The sequence below is a fragment of the Paraburkholderia sp. EB58 genome (assembly GCF_050436665.1).
Lineage (GTDB): Bacteria > Pseudomonadota > Gammaproteobacteria > Burkholderiales > Burkholderiaceae > Paraburkholderia.
On sequence record NZ_JBNDMQ010000011.1, the window covers coordinates 195230 to 211014 of the forward strand.

Here is a 15785-nt window from a genome sequence, read left to right on the forward strand (position 1 = left end):
CGGGAAGCGCGATCGAGGATTGGGGTAAGTCTGGAGACGGGAGAGGGGGTTCTGACGCAGTTGCAGTGTTATTTTTATGTAAGAAATGAGTATTTCAGAGCTCAGTCTGAGAAATTCATTTTGTTTTGTTGCGCTGCCGCAGGACAGGCTTATAATAGGGTTATTACCTAGGTAGTTAACCCTAGCCTGAACTGGAGCTTGCCATGAGCCACATCACCACGACTTCTACCCCGGCCGCTAACGGCTGGCTTGCCCGTCTTGCAGCCGTCGCCCGCCACGCTCTGCAACTGCATCTGCAAACGTGCGCCATCATCGCTGAAGCGCATCGCCGCCCGCAGTAAGCATCACTTCGTTGTGACGTCTCACGCCCGCCCAGCGCGCGCGCGAGGCCGTCCAAGCCTTAAAGGTCCAACACAACGGTGGACTCTTCGCCTGCGCCCGTCCGCGCAGGCATCGCACAGCAAATCAGTGCATGACCCGGTTCGATCTCGGCGTCGGTCGGCTCGGGATAACTCACCTCGCCTGAAAGCACGCGCGTCGAACAGGTTCCGCAGAAACCGGATCTGCACATGGACGGTGGCGTCAGGCCATTCGCTTCGGCGAAGTCGAGAAGACTTCCATCCTCCTTCGACCACATCGCGTCACGCCCGGTCTTCATAAACACGACTTTCGATAACTGCGCAATGTCTCGCGGCACCGCAGGCGTCTGCGTGAACGCGACGACCGGAGCAACAACTTCGATCGGGGCGACAGCTGCAACGGGAGCGACAACGTCCACCACGGCGTCCGCAGCAACTGCAGCGCTTTCGCCACGCTTGACGCTCGCCGGCCCGAACGCCTCGAAGCGAATCCGTTCGTCCGCGATATTCAGCGCACGCAATCCGTTGTAAAGATCCTGCATGAACGCGCCTGGGCCGCACAGGTAAAAGTCATAGTCGCCGAACGGCAGCACGCGTTTGAGAAACTCAACGTCGACTCTTCCCACGGACTGCGAAGCAATCGTACTGCCAGGCTCGGCGGCCTGACTGTCACGCAAATGAACGGACAGGTTTGGGTGCGCCTGCTCCGCCGCTCTTAATAGATCGGCGAACGGATGCTCGTTGGAGTGGCGCGCGCCGTGAATGAAATAGATGTGCTCGGGCTGCGGTTGTCCTTTGGTGTCGTCAGCAAGCAGGGTGTTCAACATAGCAATCATCGGCGTAATGCCAATACCCGCAGACAGCAGGACAACCGGGCGTCGATTACCCCGTTCCAGCTTGAACGCACCACCCGGTACCTTCACCTCGATTTCCATTCCCGCCTTGATCTGCTCATGCAGCCACGCGGATGCCGCGCCTTCGCGCTTGACGGTAATGCGATAGTGCCGGCCGTGATGCGCATCGGACAACGTGTAGGTTCGAATCAGCGGCGCGGCGAGCCCAGGCACGTGCAAGCGGATGGGCAGGAACTGGCCGGGCTCGAAGTGGGGCAGTGCGGCGCCGTCGACAGATTGCAGATAGAACGAGCGTGCCGACTGTGTTTCGTCGCGCACGTCGACCACCTTCAGCTTGCGCCAGCCGCCTGAAGCGGAAGGCGAGGCCGAAACTGGAGCCGAAGCCACCGCCGCCTGCATCTGCCAACTTCCCATCTTCGCAAGTTGTGGCGCGTATTGCACCGCAGACCAGCGAAACGGCAACGCGCGCGGGCTGCGTCGAACTTCGCGGACATGAAAGCGCATGAGCCGCTCGGCGCCCTCAAACGATGCAAGCTCCGCACCTTCCCAGATGATCTCGGCATCTACGGCGAGATACAGCAGATCGCCGCTTTCGAAGTCGATCACCAGCAGACCTGCACGTGGGTCCTGATTCAGGTTGCCAATTGTGTTGAAGAACAGATTGCCGCTGAAATCCGGCGTGGTCAGCGTGTTCGCGTCGTCAACGCGAATGAAACCGGGCTTGCCGCCCCGATGCGAGACATCCGCGCCGCGCGCGAGGCCGGCATCGCTGGATGCGTTGGCTGTCGCAATGAAGAATGTGTCGGCACGCGCAAGCAATGCGCGATCAGCGTCGCTGAGTGCGGACGAAGTTTCCTGCAGCGCGCTTTCTTCAGGCTCGGATGCCACGAAGGTAGGCGTGCGGCTCTGAATGTACTTCGCACAGTTGCCGAAGCTCTGACTGACGCTGATCGTCAGCACTCCGTCATCCATGGCGGTAATCACGCCGTTGACGCGGTTGCGCCGCCGCGTGGCCGGCTGGATGCCGAGCCCGCCGATCAGCGCGCCCACTTGCCACGTTTTGGCGAGTGGATCGCCTGGCAGACGTCGTCCGGCAATGCGCAGGGTCCGCTCATCCGGCGTCGACACGAATCCAGGCTCACCGACACGCAGCGTGGGCCACGGCCGTCCGCTCGCATCGAGTCCGCTCAGCACCATGAACGGCTGTTCCGCGAAAAACAGCCGATGCTGCGGCGGCATGTAGTCGCGAATTCCACGGCGAGCATCCACGTTCATCCGCTCCCGCACGCCCGCGCGCTCCTGTGCGGCGAGTTCGCCCGCATGAAAGGGTGATTCGGCGGCGCGCCAGCCAGGCGCAGGAGCAGGCGTTGACATGGTGGACTCCCGTGATTGGAGCGGTGGTGAGAGCAGGCAGCGGCTGGGCTATTCAGCCTCAGCGAGCAGCCCGGCTTTGCTGGACGGCATCGGCAGGAAGCGCGGCAGCGCTTCGATTCGCTTGAGCCACGCGCGAATATGCGGATACGGTTCCAGCGAGATGCCGCCTTCGGGCGCATGGGCGATATACGAATGCGCGGCAATGTCGGCAATCGTCGGCGTTTGACCAATCGCGAGCGGCTTGTCGCGGAACTCGTCGTCGAGCACCTTAAAGAGGTTCACAGCAATTTCTTGAGCAGTTTCCAGGTGGCGCGGCGCCCCAAACAACGTGACCAGCCGTGCCGCGCACGGGCCGTAGGCGATCTTGCCGGCGGCAAGCGAGAGCCAACGCTGCACGGCGGCGGCGCCGAGCGGATCGTCGGGCAGCCAGGACGAATCGCCATATTTGCGTGCGAGGTACACGAGGATCGCATTCGAGTCGCTCAACACCACATCCCCGTCTTCGATCACCGGCACTTCGCCAAACGGATTGAGCGCAAGATGCGCAGGCTTGCGGTTGTCGCCGGCCGCCATGTTGAGCTCGATCGTGGTGAACGGCAGGTCGAGCAGCGTCAGGAACAGCTTGACGCGATGCCCGTGACCGGACAACAGGGTGGTATGCAGCCGGATGGGTTGGGCGGGCTTGGAAGAGGACATGGAATGCGCCTTTGAAGCGGAAAGGGATGGTTGGTAGGTTCAGGTAGCTTATGCCTCGCCGAATGAACTGAGAAGACGGATAATCGTGGTTACTCTATCCTCTTAAAGTGGACAATCGAATGGCTAGCGCGAGCGATGTGAACCTCAACCGGCTGGCGGTTTTTGTGGCGGTGATCGAGGCGGGTTCCCTGACGGCGGCGGCCGACCGGCTTGGAATCGCGAAGACCATGGTCAGCACGCACATGCAGCGGCTCGAGGCGGAAGTGGGGGCCAGCCTGCTGGTGCGCACTACACGGCGCGTCAGCGTGACGGAGGCGGGCAAGGCGTTCTACGAAGCGAGCCGGCTCATCCTGAGTATTGCCGACGCGGCGCTCCAGGCGGTCGAACAGGGCGGCACCGTGTTGCGCGGCACGCTACGCGTCGCCACGCCGGTCGATTACGGCACAATCGTGGTCGCACCCGTGCTGGTGGCACTGCGGCAGCAGCATCCGGAGCTCAACATCGAACTCGTGTCGAACGACCGTCTGGTGAATCTGCTTGCCGAGGGTATCGATGTTGCGATCCGAGTGGGACGGCTGGCCGATTCGAGCCATCGTGCGGTGAAAATCGCCAACTACTCGCGCTGGCTTGTCGCCAGTCCCGCGTTTGTGGAGGAGTGGGGCACACCGCCTACGCTTGGGGCGCTGGCTGCGTTGCCGTATGTCGGCATGGCGGTGTTGGCCAAGCCGCTGTCGGTTTCTCTGGAAAACGCCCGAGGCCGCAAGCAGACCGTGCGCTTCAAGACGGGATTTCTTGCGGACACGGCGCCGGCATGCCGGGCGGCGACCCTCGCGGGCGGCGGCGTCGCGGCGCTGACGGACTTTTCGATTGGCGAGGATGTCGCAGCGGGACGGCTGGTCCGCCTGCTGCCGGAGTGGTCCACCGCGCCAGCGGGCATTCATGCGCTGTTCCCGTCGGCGCGGTATCCGGCGCCCAAGGTGCGCGTGTTTATCGATGCGCTCAAGGCGCATCTCGGTACTGAAGCGGCTTGATCAGGAGGCGGCGCCGGGCAACGCGCGCAGCGCACTTTGCGGCGCTTGCGTGGCTCAGTAACTATCTCCCCACTTTGCTGTCAACGAGGCGCGCAGTACCTCTTCCACGGTCGCGACGACGTCATTGGCCTGCGTCTCGTGGTTAGCCTCCGGACGATAGTGTGCAAAGAAAACCTGCTGTCCGAGCACGCCGCCTAGCCACTCTAGCCCGGCCAGATCCTGGGCGCACAGCAAGAGGCGGCTGTCGCGCGGGAGCGGATCGATGGCCTGTTCCAGGGCGTTTTCCGATCCACGCGCATGGGCCTGACCATGCGCGTGTTCGCGTGACGCTAACCATTCGCCGTGTGTCGCGGCAGGATCGGTCAGGTGCAGCCACGCGACCTGGGGTGAATTTCCCAGACGCGTAGACAACGCCTGTTCGAAGGTGTCCTCCACCGTCGCGTCGGTGACGATGCAGACTTGCGTGAGGCGCGACGGCTCCCGATGCCAAAGCCAACGCGAGGGGTGTGCTTCAACACCGGGTTGCATAACGTTCTCCGTTGGCTCTCAAGCTCGTGCATTGCGTGGACTACCCCCAAGCGTTCCTGTCACCCGTTGCGGAACAGGAAACTATAGGCGCTCAACGCCGGCACACCGCCCAGGTGCGCATAGAGCACCTTCGAACCGGCAGGAAACTCGCCAAGCCGTACCTTGTCGATCATGCCTTGCATCGACTTGCCTTCGTAGACGGGATCGGTCAGCATGCCTTCGAGTTTTGCGCAGAGGCGGATGGCTTCCATCGTGCCTTCATTCGGCAGACCGTATTCCGGGCCACCGTACCGTTCATCAAGGACGATATCCTTCGCGACGATGTCGCGTCCCAGTTCGACCTGCTCGGCAGTTTGTTTCGCAATCCGGAATATCTGGTCGCGCGTTTGTGTGGGCCTGGCCGACGCATCGATGCCGATCACCCGCTCGGCGCGGCCATCTGCGGCAAAGCCCACCACCATCCCCGCTTGCGTGCTGCCGGTCACCGAGCACACAACGATGTAGTCGAACTTGAAGCCGAGTTCCGCTTCCTGCTGCCGCACTTCTTCCGCGAAGCCCACAAAGCCGAGGCCTCCTAACGGGTGATCCGAGCATCCGGCCGGAATCGCGTAAGGCTTGCCGCCTGCCGCACGCACGCTTTCTAGCGCGTCTTCCCAGCTTTTGCGAAAGCCGATATCGAAACCGTCGGGCACGAGCCGCACATCCGCGCCCATGATGCGCGACATCTGGATGTTGCCCACGCGGTCATACACGGCGTCCGAGTAGTTCACCCAGTTTTCCTGCACGAGCACGCACTTCATGCCGAGATGCGCAGCAACGGCTGCCACCTGGCGCGTTTGATTCGACTGGATCCCACCGATCGACACCAGCGTATCGCAGCCCTGCGCCAACGCTTCGGGAATCAGGTATTCGAGCTTGCGCGTCTTGTTGCCACCGAACGCCAGTCCGCTGTTGCAGTCTTCGCGTTTGGCATACAGCTCGACTTTGCCGCCCAGGTGCTGGCTCAGGCGCCGCAGGGGCTGGATGGGCGTGGGACCGAAAGTGAGCGAATGGCGCGGGAATTTCTTGAGGTTCATGTGAGGCTCCGGTGATAAAGAGAGTCCCAGCACCCCGTTACCCTGAGCGGACGACTCGCTTTGGGCTCGTGGCCGATGCTGCGATGAAGAGTATGGTAAGAAACTATCGAGGAAATGAGGTTGCGAAAATAGCGGCGAATTTTGGCTTTAAGTAGGTCGGTGGTATTTTTGACCTTTATTTACTTCGTGATGAGCGCCATGCCCGCAAGAAAATTTCGTACGTCTGCGCCGGAGGGCCGCCAGTCAAGCCCGGAGATCGATCGCGTCGACCGGGCCATCCTGCGCCAGTTGCAGCGCGATGCATCGATCTCGAACGTGGCGCTCGCGGCCAAGGTGAATCTCAGCGCGCCGGCTTGCCTGCGGCGGGTTGAACGTCTCAAGGAAATGGGTCTGATACGCGGCGTAGTGGCGCTGCTCAACGCAAAGGCGCTGGAAGCCGGCATGCTGGTGATGATCGGCGTGGTGCTCGACCGTTCGACGCCGGATTCCTTTGCCGACTTCGAAAAGGCCGCGCAGAAGGTGTCCGGATGCATGGAATGTCACGTCGTGACGGGCGAGTTCGATTACTTCATGCTGGTGCGCACAAGAGACAGCGACAGCTTTAACCGCTTGCATGCCGAGCAGTTGCTTTATCTGCCGGGGGTGCGGCAGATCCGCAGCTTTGTGGTGCTCAAGGAGATTCTTTCGACCACGAGCATTCCTGTTTAGCACTGGCCGCTTCGGTTATGAATCGCCGCGCATTCACTGCCAGTCCGTCGCGACGTCATCCGGATCGACCAGCGTCAGCCCTGACGCCGGCAGCGGCAGCGCCGTCTTGTAGCGCACCTGTTTGAGCGCAAAGCTGGAGCGGATGTTGGAGACGCCCGGTATTTTCGTCAGATGTTCGAGGATGAAGCGCTCAAGCGTCGGCATGTCCGGCATTACCACGCGCAACAGATAGTCGGCATCGCCCGTCATCAGATAACACTCCATCACCTCGGGCCGCTCCGAGATGGCCTGCTCGAAGCGCTGCAGCGCGTCCTCCACCTGTTTTTCCAGGCTCACCTGAATAAACACGTTGATCCGCAGCCCTAACGGCTCGGGATTGAGCAACGTCACCTGCTGCTTGAACAGGCCGAGCTTCTCGAGGGCGCGCACCCGGTTAAAGCAAGGCGTAGGCGACAGGTTGACCGCGCGCGCCAGCTCGGAATTGGTGATGCGGGCGTTTTGCTGCAACTGGCTGAGGATCCCGATATCGATGCGGTCGAGCCGTTTCGGCGGCGTTGTCATAGATGAAAGATTCCGGAAATGGAGGTGTATGCAGAATAAATACACTATCCGGAGCGGGAGTGACAAGCAAATGAGAGGCATATTTTGCAGGTTGATGGTTACCATGGAGTCAATCGTTTTTGAACCGGATGCCTCCTTGCGGGAGTGGTGCCATGACGGATTTGTCGAGCGGTGCAGTGCAGTTGGGCGCTCTTGAGCGCGGTCGGGACGACAGCGATCCCGAGGAAACAGCCGAGTGGCTGGAGGCGTTAGATGCGGTCGTGGCGCACGTTGGCCGTGAGCGCGCGCAGTTCCTGTTCGACCGGCTTTCGGCACATGCGCAGTCGCTGGGCGTCGAGTCGCCCGGTGCGCGTGTCACGCCGTACGTCAATACGATCAGCTTCGACCAGCAACCCCGCTATCCGGGCAATCTCGAACTCGAGGAGCGGCTCGCCGCCGCACTGCGCTGGAACGCTTTGGCCATGGTGGTGCGCGCCAACAAAGCATACGGCGAACTCGGTGGACACATTGCGAGCTATGCGTCGGCGGCGGATCTGTTCGAGGTGGGCTTCAATCACTTCTTCCAGGCGGCTGCGCCGGAGGAAGGCGAGGGCAGCGGCGGCGACCTCGTCTACTTTCAGCCGCACTCGTCGCCGGGCGTGTATGCGCGGGCGTATCTCGAAGGATTCCTGAACGAAGAAAACCTGCAGCACTACCGGCGAGAAATCGCGGGACCGGGTTTGTGTTCCTATCCGCATCCGTGGCTGATGCCAGACTTCTGGCAGTTTCCGACTGGCTCGATGGGCATCGGGCCGATCAACTCGATTTATCAGGCGCGTTTCATGCGCTATCTGCAGAACCGCGGCCTGGCTCAAACGGAAGGCCGCAAGGTGTGGGGCTTTTTCGGCGATGGCGAAATGGACGAGCCGGAATCGATGGGCGCGTTGTCACTCGCCGCGCGCGAAGGGCTAGACAATCTCGTGTTCGTGATCAACTGCAATCTGCAGCGCCTTGACGGCCCGGTGCGCAGTAACGGCCGCATCATCGACGAACTGGAGGCGCACTTCAGCGGTGCCGGCTGGAACGTGATCAAGGTGGTGTGGGGCTCGGACTGGGATGCGCTGTTTGCGCGGGATAGTACAGGTGCGTTGGCGCGGGCCTTCGCGCACACGGTGGACGGTCAGTTCCAGACTTTTTCGGCGAATGACGGCGCGTACAACCGCGAGCGCTTCTTCGGCCAGAACGCCGAACTCGCGGCGCTTGCCGCGCAACTGAGCGACGAGGAGATCGACCGCCTGCGCCGCGGCGGCCACGACGTGCGCAAGCTGCATGCGGCGTACGCCAAAGCGCTGGCGCATCGCGGCCAGCCCACGGTGATCCTTGCGAAGACCATGAAAGGCTTTGGCATGGGCACCTCGGGGCAGGGCAGGATGACGACCCATCAGCAAAAGAAGCTCGATTTCGACGACTTGAAGGCATTCCGCGATCGCTTCCGCTTGCCGCTCTCGGACGAAGACGTCGAGCAGGTCAAGTTTTACAAGCCAGCAGAAAACAGCCCGGAAATGCAGTATCTGCATGCACGCCGGGCTGCCTTGGGAGGCTATCTGCCCAGAAGGCGGAGAGTCGCAGCGAAGGGGCTGACCGTTCCTTCGCTGCACACCTGGGGGCAATTCGCGCTGGAGGCGAACGGACGGGAGATGTCCACGACGATGGCGCTGGTGCGCATGCTCACTGCGTTATTGAAGGATGCGGAAATTGGCCAGCGCGTGGTACCGATCGTCGCCGATGAGGCGCGGACCTTCGGCATGGCGAACATGTTTCGTCAGGTTGGCATCTATTCGCCGCTGGGGCAGCTGTATGAGCCCGAAGATCTTGGGTCGATGCTGTATTACCGTGAGGATACCAAAGGACAGATTCTCGAAGAGGGAATTTCGGAGGCAGGCGCGGTGTCGTCGTGGATCGCGGCGGCAACCTCCTATAGCGTTCACAACCTGCCGATGCTGCCGTTCTACATCTATTACTCGATGTTCGGCTTTCAGCGGATCGGCGACATTATCTGGGCCGCTGCCGATCAACGCGCTCGTGGCTTCCTGATTGGCGCCACCGCAGGCAAGACCACGCTCGGCGGGGAGGGGCTGCAACATCAGGACGGCACCAGCCATCTCGCGGCATCGACGATTCCGAATTGCCGTGCCTACGATCCGGCGTTCGCGTATGAAGTGGCGGTGATTGTCGATGAGGGCATGCGGGAGATGGTGGAGCAGCAGCGCGACGTGTTCTATTGCGTCACGGTGATGAACGAGAACTATGCACAGCCCTCGGTGCCTGAGGGTGATTTGCAAGGCGTGCGCGAGGGGATTCTGAAGGGGATTTATCCGCTGCCGTCTGACTCGGGCGAAGCGGCGCGCGTGCAACTGCTCGGCGCGGGCGCGATTCTCGGCGAGGTGATCGCCGCGCAGAAGATGCTGAAGGACGATTGGGGTGTCGACGCAGCGGTCTGGAGCGTGACGAGTTTTACCGAGTTGCAGCGTGACGGTATGGCGGCTGAGCGGATTTCCAGGCTTGGTGGGGCCGGTGCTGCGCCGTATGTCACGTCGGCGCTTGGGGCGTCGAAGGGCCCTGTGATTGCCGCGACCGATTATGTGCGCGCGGTGCCGGAGCTGATTCGGGCTTATGTGCCGCGACGGTATGTAACGCTTGGCACGGACGGCTTCGGACGCAGCGATACGCGGGCCGCATTGCGAGAGTTCTTTGAAGTGGATCGGGCGTCGATTGTGATTGCGGCGTTGAAGGCACTGGTCGATGAGGGAGACCTTGAAGCGAAGGTGCTTGCAGAGGCACTGGCGCGATATGGAAAAGGTAACAGTGATGGCGGAGCGTCCTGGGAGCGGTAATCGCGCGAGGCCATCCATCATCCGAGGCCGGCCGCTTGTGCGATCAGCAGCAGCCCTGACCCGACGACGACCGCGCCGATCGCTCGCGCCACGCGTTCGCCGGCGGGTGCGAGACGTTCGACGGTGACGGCTGCGGTGACGGCTGCCATCGCGCGAAGGTCCATGACTCCGATGACGAGCAGGATTGCCGTCAGACCGGCGCAGCAACAGCCACAACTCAGGCCGAGGCGCAGGCCGTGTTGCCAGGCCGCAGCGGCGCGCGCCAGCAAAGTAAGTCCGCACCCTGAAGCATTGCGGCAGCAGGCAAGATGACGGGCCTTCCAGGGCGTGAGCTGTAGCGCGCCGGCGGCGAGGACGACCACGGCGGTCGTGGCAGGAGCGGCGCGTGCGAGCGCCGGCCATTGCATTTCTAGCGCCGTGAGCAGCAAGCCGAGCGCAAAGGCGGCCACGCCGAACACAGTCCACACCAGGAAATACGCGAGACCCACTGCTATGGTCAACCGGGTGAGACGCGTCGTACCAGCCCTGCCTAAGGCCTCACGATAGCGCCACAACATGGGTGTGAGGGATGGCAGCATCATGGCCACCATCATCACGACCCACATGCCGAGGAACGACGCCGCGAGGTCCAGCCACGTCTGTCCGCACATACGCGTCCACGCCAGCGACATCGTCCAGCCGCCGGGCATCGGCATGCGGCCCATTGACGACATGGACGCGCTCCAGACGATCGTCGCCGCTGCGCTGGCGGTGAAGAGCAGCGCAGCGATGCCGAAAAAGACGCACTGCGAAGCACGTCTGGAAAGCCTGCGTCGTGACATCACGTTTCTCCTTGCGCGGCAGCGATACCCACGACCTGGCTCAGCGCTGGTCGTACTCGTCATGAAGGCGCCACCAGATGCGCGTCTCGTTGCGCCCTTTGGGGGCGTTCCTTAGGTATCCTGCGTCGTTCTCACAGTTCCTGATACGACGGGTGGGTGGTTGGTCGTGATAGATTAGGTCCGGGGCCTCGAACGATGGGAGTGACAAGTGTGGCGGGATTCAAATAGGTCATGGACTCGCTAATCACGGCCGCGGCCCGTGCGCTTGCCGCAGGGGACCCACTCGGCGCACTGAAGCGCGTCGCCTTGCGCGACGACCCGCCTGCGCTCGCGCTGCGCGGCATCGCGATGGCGCAACTCGGCGATCTGGTGCGGGCGAAGGCGCTGTTACGAAGTGCGGCGCGCGCCTTCGGTTCGAAGGAGGCTATGGCCCGCGCGCGATGTGTCGTTGCGGAGGCCGAGATCGCGCTTGCCTCGCGGGATCTGAGCTGGTCTGCGAAGGCACTCGAGGCGGCGCAAGCGACGCTCGAAGCCCATGGCGATCACGTCAACGCCGCACATGCGCGGTATCTCGAGGTCCGGCGCCAGCTTCTTATTGGGCGGCTCGAAGAAACTGAGCGCACGCTCGCCGGGCTCGACCCCGCGCCCTTGCCGCCCGCGTTGAGAGCGGCCCACGAGTTGGCCGTGGCGGGCGTCGCGCTGCGCCGCCTGCAGACGAAGCCCGCGCGCGCTGCGCTCGTGCGGGCCGAACATGCCGCGCGCCAAGCCGGCATTCCCGCGCTGACGGCCGAGGTCGAAAGCGCAGCTCTCACGCTGAACACGCCCGCGGCGCGCCTGATTGCGCGCGGCGAGGCACGGCTGCTGCTGCTTGAGGAGGTTGAGGCTTTATTCGCGTCGAAGGTGCTCGTCGTCGACGCTTGCCGTCAGGTCGTGCGTGATGCACACACCGTGGTTTCGCTCGCAAGGCGGCCTGTCCTGTTCGTGATCGCACGCGCGCTAGCCGAAGCGTGGCCGGCTGACGTGCCGAGGGATGCGCTCGTCGCGCGGGCATTTCGGGCGAAGCGCGCCGACGAATCGCATCGCGCGCGGCTGCGGGTCGAAGTCGGGCGGCTTCGTACCGTGCTTGCGCCGCTGGCCGGCGTGGAGGCGACGCAGCGCGGATTTGTGCTGGTGCCGCGTGGCACTGACGAGGCTGTCGCGCTGGAGCGGCCCGTCGAAGGGGAACATGCGGGGGTGGTGGCCTTGCTCGCCGACGGCGAGTCGTGGTCGAGCTCGGCGCTCGCGCTTGCGCTGGGCGCCAGCCAGCGCACCGTGCAGCGGGCGCTCGACTCGCTTGCGGAGGCCGGCAAGGTGCAGCCGTTTGGTCACGGGCGGGCACGTCGCTGGATGGCATCGCCCGTGCCCGGATTCGCGACGACCTTGTTACTCCCTGTTCCACTGCCGGGTGAGTAGGATAGAGGCATGAATCGTTGACTGCTGAGGCCCCCAGCCCGGCACTTTCCTTAACCTGGTCCCCAAGGTGGAAACATGAATCGATCAGCGGCCGAAATCGTCGGTGAATACGGACCCTTTCCGGGTGTCGACAAGGTGGCTGGCGTCACCTATGACGGTCAGCAAGTCTGGATCGCTGCCGGAGACAAGCTAAATGCCTTCGATCCGGCGAGCGGGGAGACGCTGCGCACGATTGATGTGGCCGCCGATGCGGGCACGGCCTTCGACGGCCAGCATCTGTTCCAGATCGCCGAGGAGCGTATCCAGAAGATCGATCCGAAGACCGGCCGTGTGCTCGCTACGATCCCGGCGCCTGGTGGTGGCGGCGATTCGGGGCTGACGTGGGCCGAAGGTTCGCTATGGGTAGGGCAGTATCGGGACCGCAAGATCCACCAGATCGATCCCGCTACAGGGGCGATTCTTCGCACCATTGAGTCCAACCGGTTTGTCACTGGGGTGACGTGGGTCGACGGGGAACTCTGGCATGGCACCTGGGAAGGTGAGCAGAGCGAACTGCGGCGAATCGATCCGCAAAGCGGCAAGGTCCTGGAGAGGCTTGAGATGCCGCCTGGCATAATCGTGTCAGGACTCGAGTCCGATGGCGCCGAGCAATTCTTCTGCGGTGGTGGGACAAGCGGGAAGGTGAGGGCCGTGCGCCGGCCCAGACGAGGCGCTGCAACGCGTGGAGGTTCCGTGAGTTCCGAGGACTCCACCAGCGAGTAAGCGAAGCGGGCGTGTCCGGGTTTGGGGATCGTGTAACGGTCCTACCCGTTTCGCTCGCGCCGCCACCCATCCGTCCCGCGCCTCCCGATCAGGTGAGTTCATTCCCGTCCGCTGCATGGATTCGAGTAACATATGCGCCATGCACATTGTCAGACGGGAATACAATCATGGCGGCAGAAATGGAGTTGGTGCGGCCTGAGACACTGCGTCATCAGGTCGAGCACGTACTGCGTCAGGCGATCATGTCCGGGCGCTTTGCGCCTGGAGCGCGCCTGATCGAGCGTGAACTGTGCGAGTCGTTGAGTGTCAGCCGGACCTCGGTCCGCGAAGCGCTGCGGCGGCTCGAAGCCGAAAAGCTGGTGCGCATCGTGCCGCACAAGGGGCCGACCGTCGCGGTGATTTCAAAGCAGGAAGCGGCCGAATTGTACGCGATCCGCGGCTTGCTCGAGGGATACGCCGCGGCTGAATTCACCCGCCACGCCGACGATGCGTCCATCGTACGATTCGGCGAAGGTGCAGAGGCGCTGAAGGTCGCGGCACTGTCCGGCAGTCAGGAGGCGGTGCTTAAAGCGAAGACCGATCTCTATGACGTTCTGCTGGACAACTGTGGCAATGGGCTGATCAAGGAGATGCTGACCAGCCTCTATTCGCGCGTCAATCTGCTGCGTGCGACCTCGCTCATGCACCCCGACCGCTTGCCAGCCAGCCTGAAGGAGATCGACAAGCTCTATAAGGCGCTGAAGGCGCGCAATGCCGAGGCGGCGGAAGCTGCGGCGCGCTTGCACGTCGCCAATGCGGAAAAGGCCGCGATGCGGATGCTGGAGGCGGAGTAGAGGCAGGGGAAGCGGATGCTACGGATTCGCATACGCCGCACTCCGGCGCGCTTGGCTGCCTCGCATTCGGCGCGGGCGCAACGGAAATCGCCAATAGCTGGGTGACGGGTTACGTGCGCTGCAAGGTGCCGCAGACGCTGCGCATCCAGATTGACGGCGCGTTGCGAACAATTGAAGGGCGCTCGCGGCTAGAATGCTGGCCAGGCCTTTTGCCTGGCATTCCATCGGACCGACGCCCTGGCCGTCCAGCGTACCTGCGCCACGGCGGCCTTAACGCTCGGGTACGTCCGGCGGTGGGGCTTCGGTGCCTTGGTACACGCTCGCTACGGAGAGCCGGCTCAAGACCGGCCTCACACAGAAAGGAGACTTCATGGCAAACCCCGAACAAACCGGGTCCGTCACGCCCGCGGCTGGCGCTAGCGCTCACGCCGGCGCAGGCCACGCGAGCGATCCTCGCGCCGCAGCGCCGCTCGATGCCGGCACGATTTCCGCGCGCCTCGACCGGTTGCCGGCGACGCGTTCCATCTGGAAGCTCGTCGTTCTGCTGAGCCTCGGGTTCTTCTTCGAACTCTACGATCTGCTCTACACGGGCTACGTCGCGCCGGGCCTCGTCAAAAGCGGCTTGCTGACGGCGACCACGCACGGCCTGTTCGGCAGCACCGGCGTCGCGAGCTTTATTGCTGCGCTGTTCTCGGGGCTGTTTATCGGCACGATCGCCTGCGGTTTCCTCGCCGACCGCTTCGGGCGCCGCGCGGTCTTCACGTATTCGCTGCTGTGGTACACCGCGGCTAACGTGATAATGGCTTTTCAGGAGACCGCAACCGGACTCAATTTCTGGCGCTTCCTGGCGGGCGTGGGAATCGGCGTCGAACTGGTGACGATTGGGACGTACATCTCGGAGCTGGTACCCAAGCAGATTCGCGGCCGGGCGTTCGCCTGCGAGCAGGCGGTTGGCTTTGCGGCGGTACCGGTAGTGGCGTTTCTCTCATACCTGCTGGTGCCGCACGCGCCGTTTGGTCTCGACGGCTGGCGCTGGGTGGTGCTGATCGGCGCACATGGTGCACTGTTCGTCTGGTGGATCCGCCGGGCGCTGCCCGAAAGTCCGCGCTGGCTCGCGCAACAAGGACGCCTCGAAGAAGCCGACCGCGTGATGACCGACCTCGAAGCAAAGGTGCGCAGTGAATACGGCCGCGAATTGCCGCCGCCCGCGCCGCCGATGCCGGTCGCGCCGCGCGGCAGCTTCCGCGACATGTGGGTGCCGCCGTACCGCAGCCGCACGCTGATGATGACGATCTTCAACGTATTCCAGACGGTGGGCTTCTACGGCTTCGCGAACTGGGTACCCACGTTGCTGATCAAGCAGGGCATTACCGTAACGACCAGCCTTGCCTATTCGAGCATCATCGCGCTCGCTGCGCCGATCGGCCCTATCATTGGCCTGTTCATCGCGGACAAGTTCGAGCGCAAGAGCGTGATCGTCGCAATGGCGGGACTTATCATCGCGTGCGGGCTGTGGTTCAGTCAGACGACTGCGGCCATCCTGCTAGTGTGTCTTGGCGTTGGATTGACGTTGGGCAGCAATATCATGTCCTACAGTTTCCACGCGTATCAGGCCGAACTGTTTCCGACCAGCATCCGGGCGCGCGCAGTCGGCTTCGTCTATTCGTGGAGCCGTTTTTCAGCGATCTTCACAGCATTTCTGATTGCGGCGACGTTAAAGGAGTTTGGCACGACCGGGGTGTTCGTGTTTATCGCCGGGGCGATGCTGATCGTGATGCTGGTAATCGGTGTGATGGGGCCGCGCACGAAGGGCATTGAACTGGAGAAGATTTCTCACTAGCGCCGGTAACCCGCAAG

14 protein-coding genes and 1 pseudogene are annotated in these 15785 nt (G+C 62.9%); 9 read left to right on the forward strand and 6 right to left on the reverse strand.

The features are described 5' to 3' along the window. Positions 1–203 precede the first annotated feature (203 nt). Positions 204–341: a hypothetical protein gene (locus P3T40_RS18565; RefSeq protein WP_429269189.1), complete on the forward strand. Its 138-nt coding sequence runs from the start codon at positions 204–206 to the stop codon at positions 339–341. Positions 342–400: 59 nt separating this feature from the next. On the opposite strand, the gene P3T40_RS18570 is transcribed toward P3T40_RS18565, so the two are convergent. Both P3T40_RS18570 and P3T40_RS18575 read right to left on the reverse strand, forming a co-directional pair. Continuing rightward, positions 401–2587, reverse strand: a complete 2187-nt coding sequence (locus P3T40_RS18570; protein WP_429269190.1) for a pyridoxamine 5'-phosphate oxidase family protein — start codon at positions 2585–2587, stop codon at positions 401–403. 48 nt (positions 2588–2635) lie between these two features. Further along, positions 2636–3283 (reverse strand): glutathione S-transferase family protein, encoded by a 648-nt coding sequence (locus tag P3T40_RS18575; RefSeq protein ID WP_429269191.1) that lies wholly within the window; start codon positions 3281–3283, stop codon positions 2636–2638. Between the two features lie 119 nt (positions 3284–3402). Between P3T40_RS18575 and P3T40_RS18580 the strand changes: the two genes are divergently transcribed. Continuing rightward, the gene (locus P3T40_RS18580; RefSeq protein WP_429269192.1) at positions 3403–4314 is read left to right on the forward strand and encodes a LysR substrate-binding domain-containing protein; all 912 of its coding nucleotides are present in this window, start codon (positions 3403–3405) and stop codon (positions 4312–4314) included. 54 nt (positions 4315–4368) lie between these two features. On the opposite strand, the gene P3T40_RS18585 is transcribed toward P3T40_RS18580, so the two are convergent. Together P3T40_RS18585 and P3T40_RS18590 are read right to left on the reverse strand one after the other, a co-directional pair. Further along, positions 4369–4842 carry a hypothetical protein gene (locus P3T40_RS18585; RefSeq protein ID WP_429269193.1) on the reverse strand — a complete coding sequence of 158 codons (474 nt, stop codon included), beginning with the start codon at positions 4840–4842 and terminating at the stop codon, positions 4369–4371. Between the two features lie 59 nt (positions 4843–4901). After that, a complete protein-coding gene (locus tag P3T40_RS18590) occupies positions 4902–5918 on the reverse strand; it encodes a 1-aminocyclopropane-1-carboxylate deaminase (protein WP_429269194.1) in 1017 nt (338 codons plus the stop codon). A gap of 198 nt (positions 5919–6116) precedes the next feature. On the opposite strand from P3T40_RS18590, the gene P3T40_RS18595 reads away from it, so the two are divergent. After that, on the forward strand, positions 6117–6626 hold the full coding sequence (locus P3T40_RS18595; protein ID WP_429269195.1) for an Lrp/AsnC family transcriptional regulator: 510 nt from the start codon (positions 6117–6119) through the stop codon (positions 6624–6626). A 33-nt stretch (positions 6627–6659) separates the two neighbouring features. Here the strand turns inward: P3T40_RS18595 and P3T40_RS18600 are convergent, their stop codons facing one another. Continuing rightward, a complete protein-coding gene (locus P3T40_RS18600; protein ID WP_074294857.1) occupies positions 6660–7187 on the reverse strand; it encodes an Lrp/AsnC family transcriptional regulator in 528 nt (175 codons plus the stop codon). A 152-nt stretch (positions 7188–7339) separates the two neighbouring features. Here P3T40_RS18600 and mdeB point away from each other — a divergent pair, with 152 nt between their 5' ends. After that, on the forward strand, positions 7340–10060 hold the full coding sequence (gene mdeB, locus P3T40_RS18605) for an alpha-ketoglutarate dehydrogenase (RefSeq protein WP_429269196.1): 2721 nt from the start codon (positions 7340–7342) through the stop codon (positions 10058–10060). 17 nt (positions 10061–10077) lie between these two features. Here mdeB and P3T40_RS18610 read toward each other — a convergent pair whose 3' ends face one another. Beyond that, positions 10078–10881, reverse strand: a complete 804-nt coding sequence (locus tag P3T40_RS18610) for a DUF2182 domain-containing protein (RefSeq protein ID WP_429269197.1) — start codon at positions 10879–10881, stop codon at positions 10078–10080. Positions 10882–11112: 231 nt separating this feature from the next. Between P3T40_RS18610 and P3T40_RS18615 the strand changes: the two genes are divergently transcribed. From P3T40_RS18615 to P3T40_RS18635, 5 genes and pseudogenes are all read left to right on the forward strand, one after another. Next, positions 11113–12333: a helix-turn-helix domain-containing protein gene (locus tag P3T40_RS18615; protein ID WP_429269198.1), complete on the forward strand. Its 1221-nt coding sequence runs from the start codon at positions 11113–11115 to the stop codon at positions 12331–12333. Between the two features lie 75 nt (positions 12334–12408). Continuing rightward, the gene (locus P3T40_RS18620; RefSeq protein ID WP_429269199.1) at positions 12409–13095 is read left to right on the forward strand and encodes a glutamine cyclotransferase; all 687 of its coding nucleotides are present in this window, start codon (positions 12409–12411) and stop codon (positions 13093–13095) included. Between the two features lie 167 nt (positions 13096–13262). After that, positions 13263–13928, forward strand: coding sequence for a GntR family transcriptional regulator (locus tag P3T40_RS18625; RefSeq protein WP_429269200.1), 666 nt, complete (start codon positions 13263–13265; stop codon positions 13926–13928). A gap of 11 nt (positions 13929–13939) precedes the next feature. Next, a pseudogene (locus P3T40_RS18630) lies at positions 13940–14095 on the forward strand (aconitase family protein); the annotation flags it as partial. Positions 14096–14298: 203 nt separating this feature from the next. Beyond that, complete coding sequence (locus P3T40_RS18635; RefSeq protein ID WP_429269201.1) at positions 14299–15768, forward strand: MFS transporter; 1470 nt, start codon at positions 14299–14301, stop codon at positions 15766–15768. Positions 15769–15785 lie beyond the last annotated feature (17 nt).

Excerpts from the sequence above, each read along its gene's own strand:
- P3T40_RS18565 (WP_429269189.1), top strand. The coding sequence starts at position 204 with ATGAGCCACATCACCACGACTTCTACCCCGGCCGCTAACGGCTGGCTT.
- P3T40_RS18570 (WP_429269190.1), bottom strand. The coding sequence starts at position 2,587 with ATGTCAACGCCTGCTCCTGCGCCTGGCTGGCGCGCCGCCGAATCACCC.
- P3T40_RS18575 (WP_429269191.1), bottom strand. The coding sequence starts at position 3,283 with ATGTCCTCTTCCAAGCCCGCCCAACCCATCCGGCTGCATACCACCCTG.
- P3T40_RS18580 (WP_429269192.1), top strand. The coding sequence starts at position 3,403 with ATGGCTAGCGCGAGCGATGTGAACCTCAACCGGCTGGCGGTTTTTGTG.
- P3T40_RS18585 (WP_429269193.1), bottom strand. The coding sequence starts at position 4,842 with ATGCAACCCGGTGTTGAAGCACACCCCTCGCGTTGGCTTTGGCATCGG.
- P3T40_RS18590 (WP_429269194.1), bottom strand. The coding sequence starts at position 5,918 with ATGAACCTCAAGAAATTCCCGCGCCATTCGCTCACTTTCGGTCCCACG.
- P3T40_RS18595 (WP_429269195.1), top strand. The coding sequence starts at position 6,117 with ATGCCCGCAAGAAAATTTCGTACGTCTGCGCCGGAGGGCCGCCAGTCA.
- P3T40_RS18600 (WP_074294857.1), bottom strand. The coding sequence starts at position 7,187 with ATGACAACGCCGCCGAAACGGCTCGACCGCATCGATATCGGGATCCTC.
- mdeB (WP_429269196.1), top strand. The coding sequence starts at position 7,340 with ATGACGGATTTGTCGAGCGGTGCAGTGCAGTTGGGCGCTCTTGAGCGC.
- P3T40_RS18610 (WP_429269197.1), bottom strand. The coding sequence starts at position 10,881 with ATGTCACGACGCAGGCTTTCCAGACGTGCTTCGCAGTGCGTCTTTTTC.
- P3T40_RS18615 (WP_429269198.1), top strand. The coding sequence starts at position 11,113 with ATGGACTCGCTAATCACGGCCGCGGCCCGTGCGCTTGCCGCAGGGGAC.
- P3T40_RS18620 (WP_429269199.1), top strand. The coding sequence starts at position 12,409 with ATGAATCGATCAGCGGCCGAAATCGTCGGTGAATACGGACCCTTTCCG.
- P3T40_RS18625 (WP_429269200.1), top strand. The coding sequence starts at position 13,263 with ATGGCGGCAGAAATGGAGTTGGTGCGGCCTGAGACACTGCGTCATCAG.
- P3T40_RS18635 (WP_429269201.1), top strand. The coding sequence starts at position 14,299 with ATGGCAAACCCCGAACAAACCGGGTCCGTCACGCCCGCGGCTGGCGCT.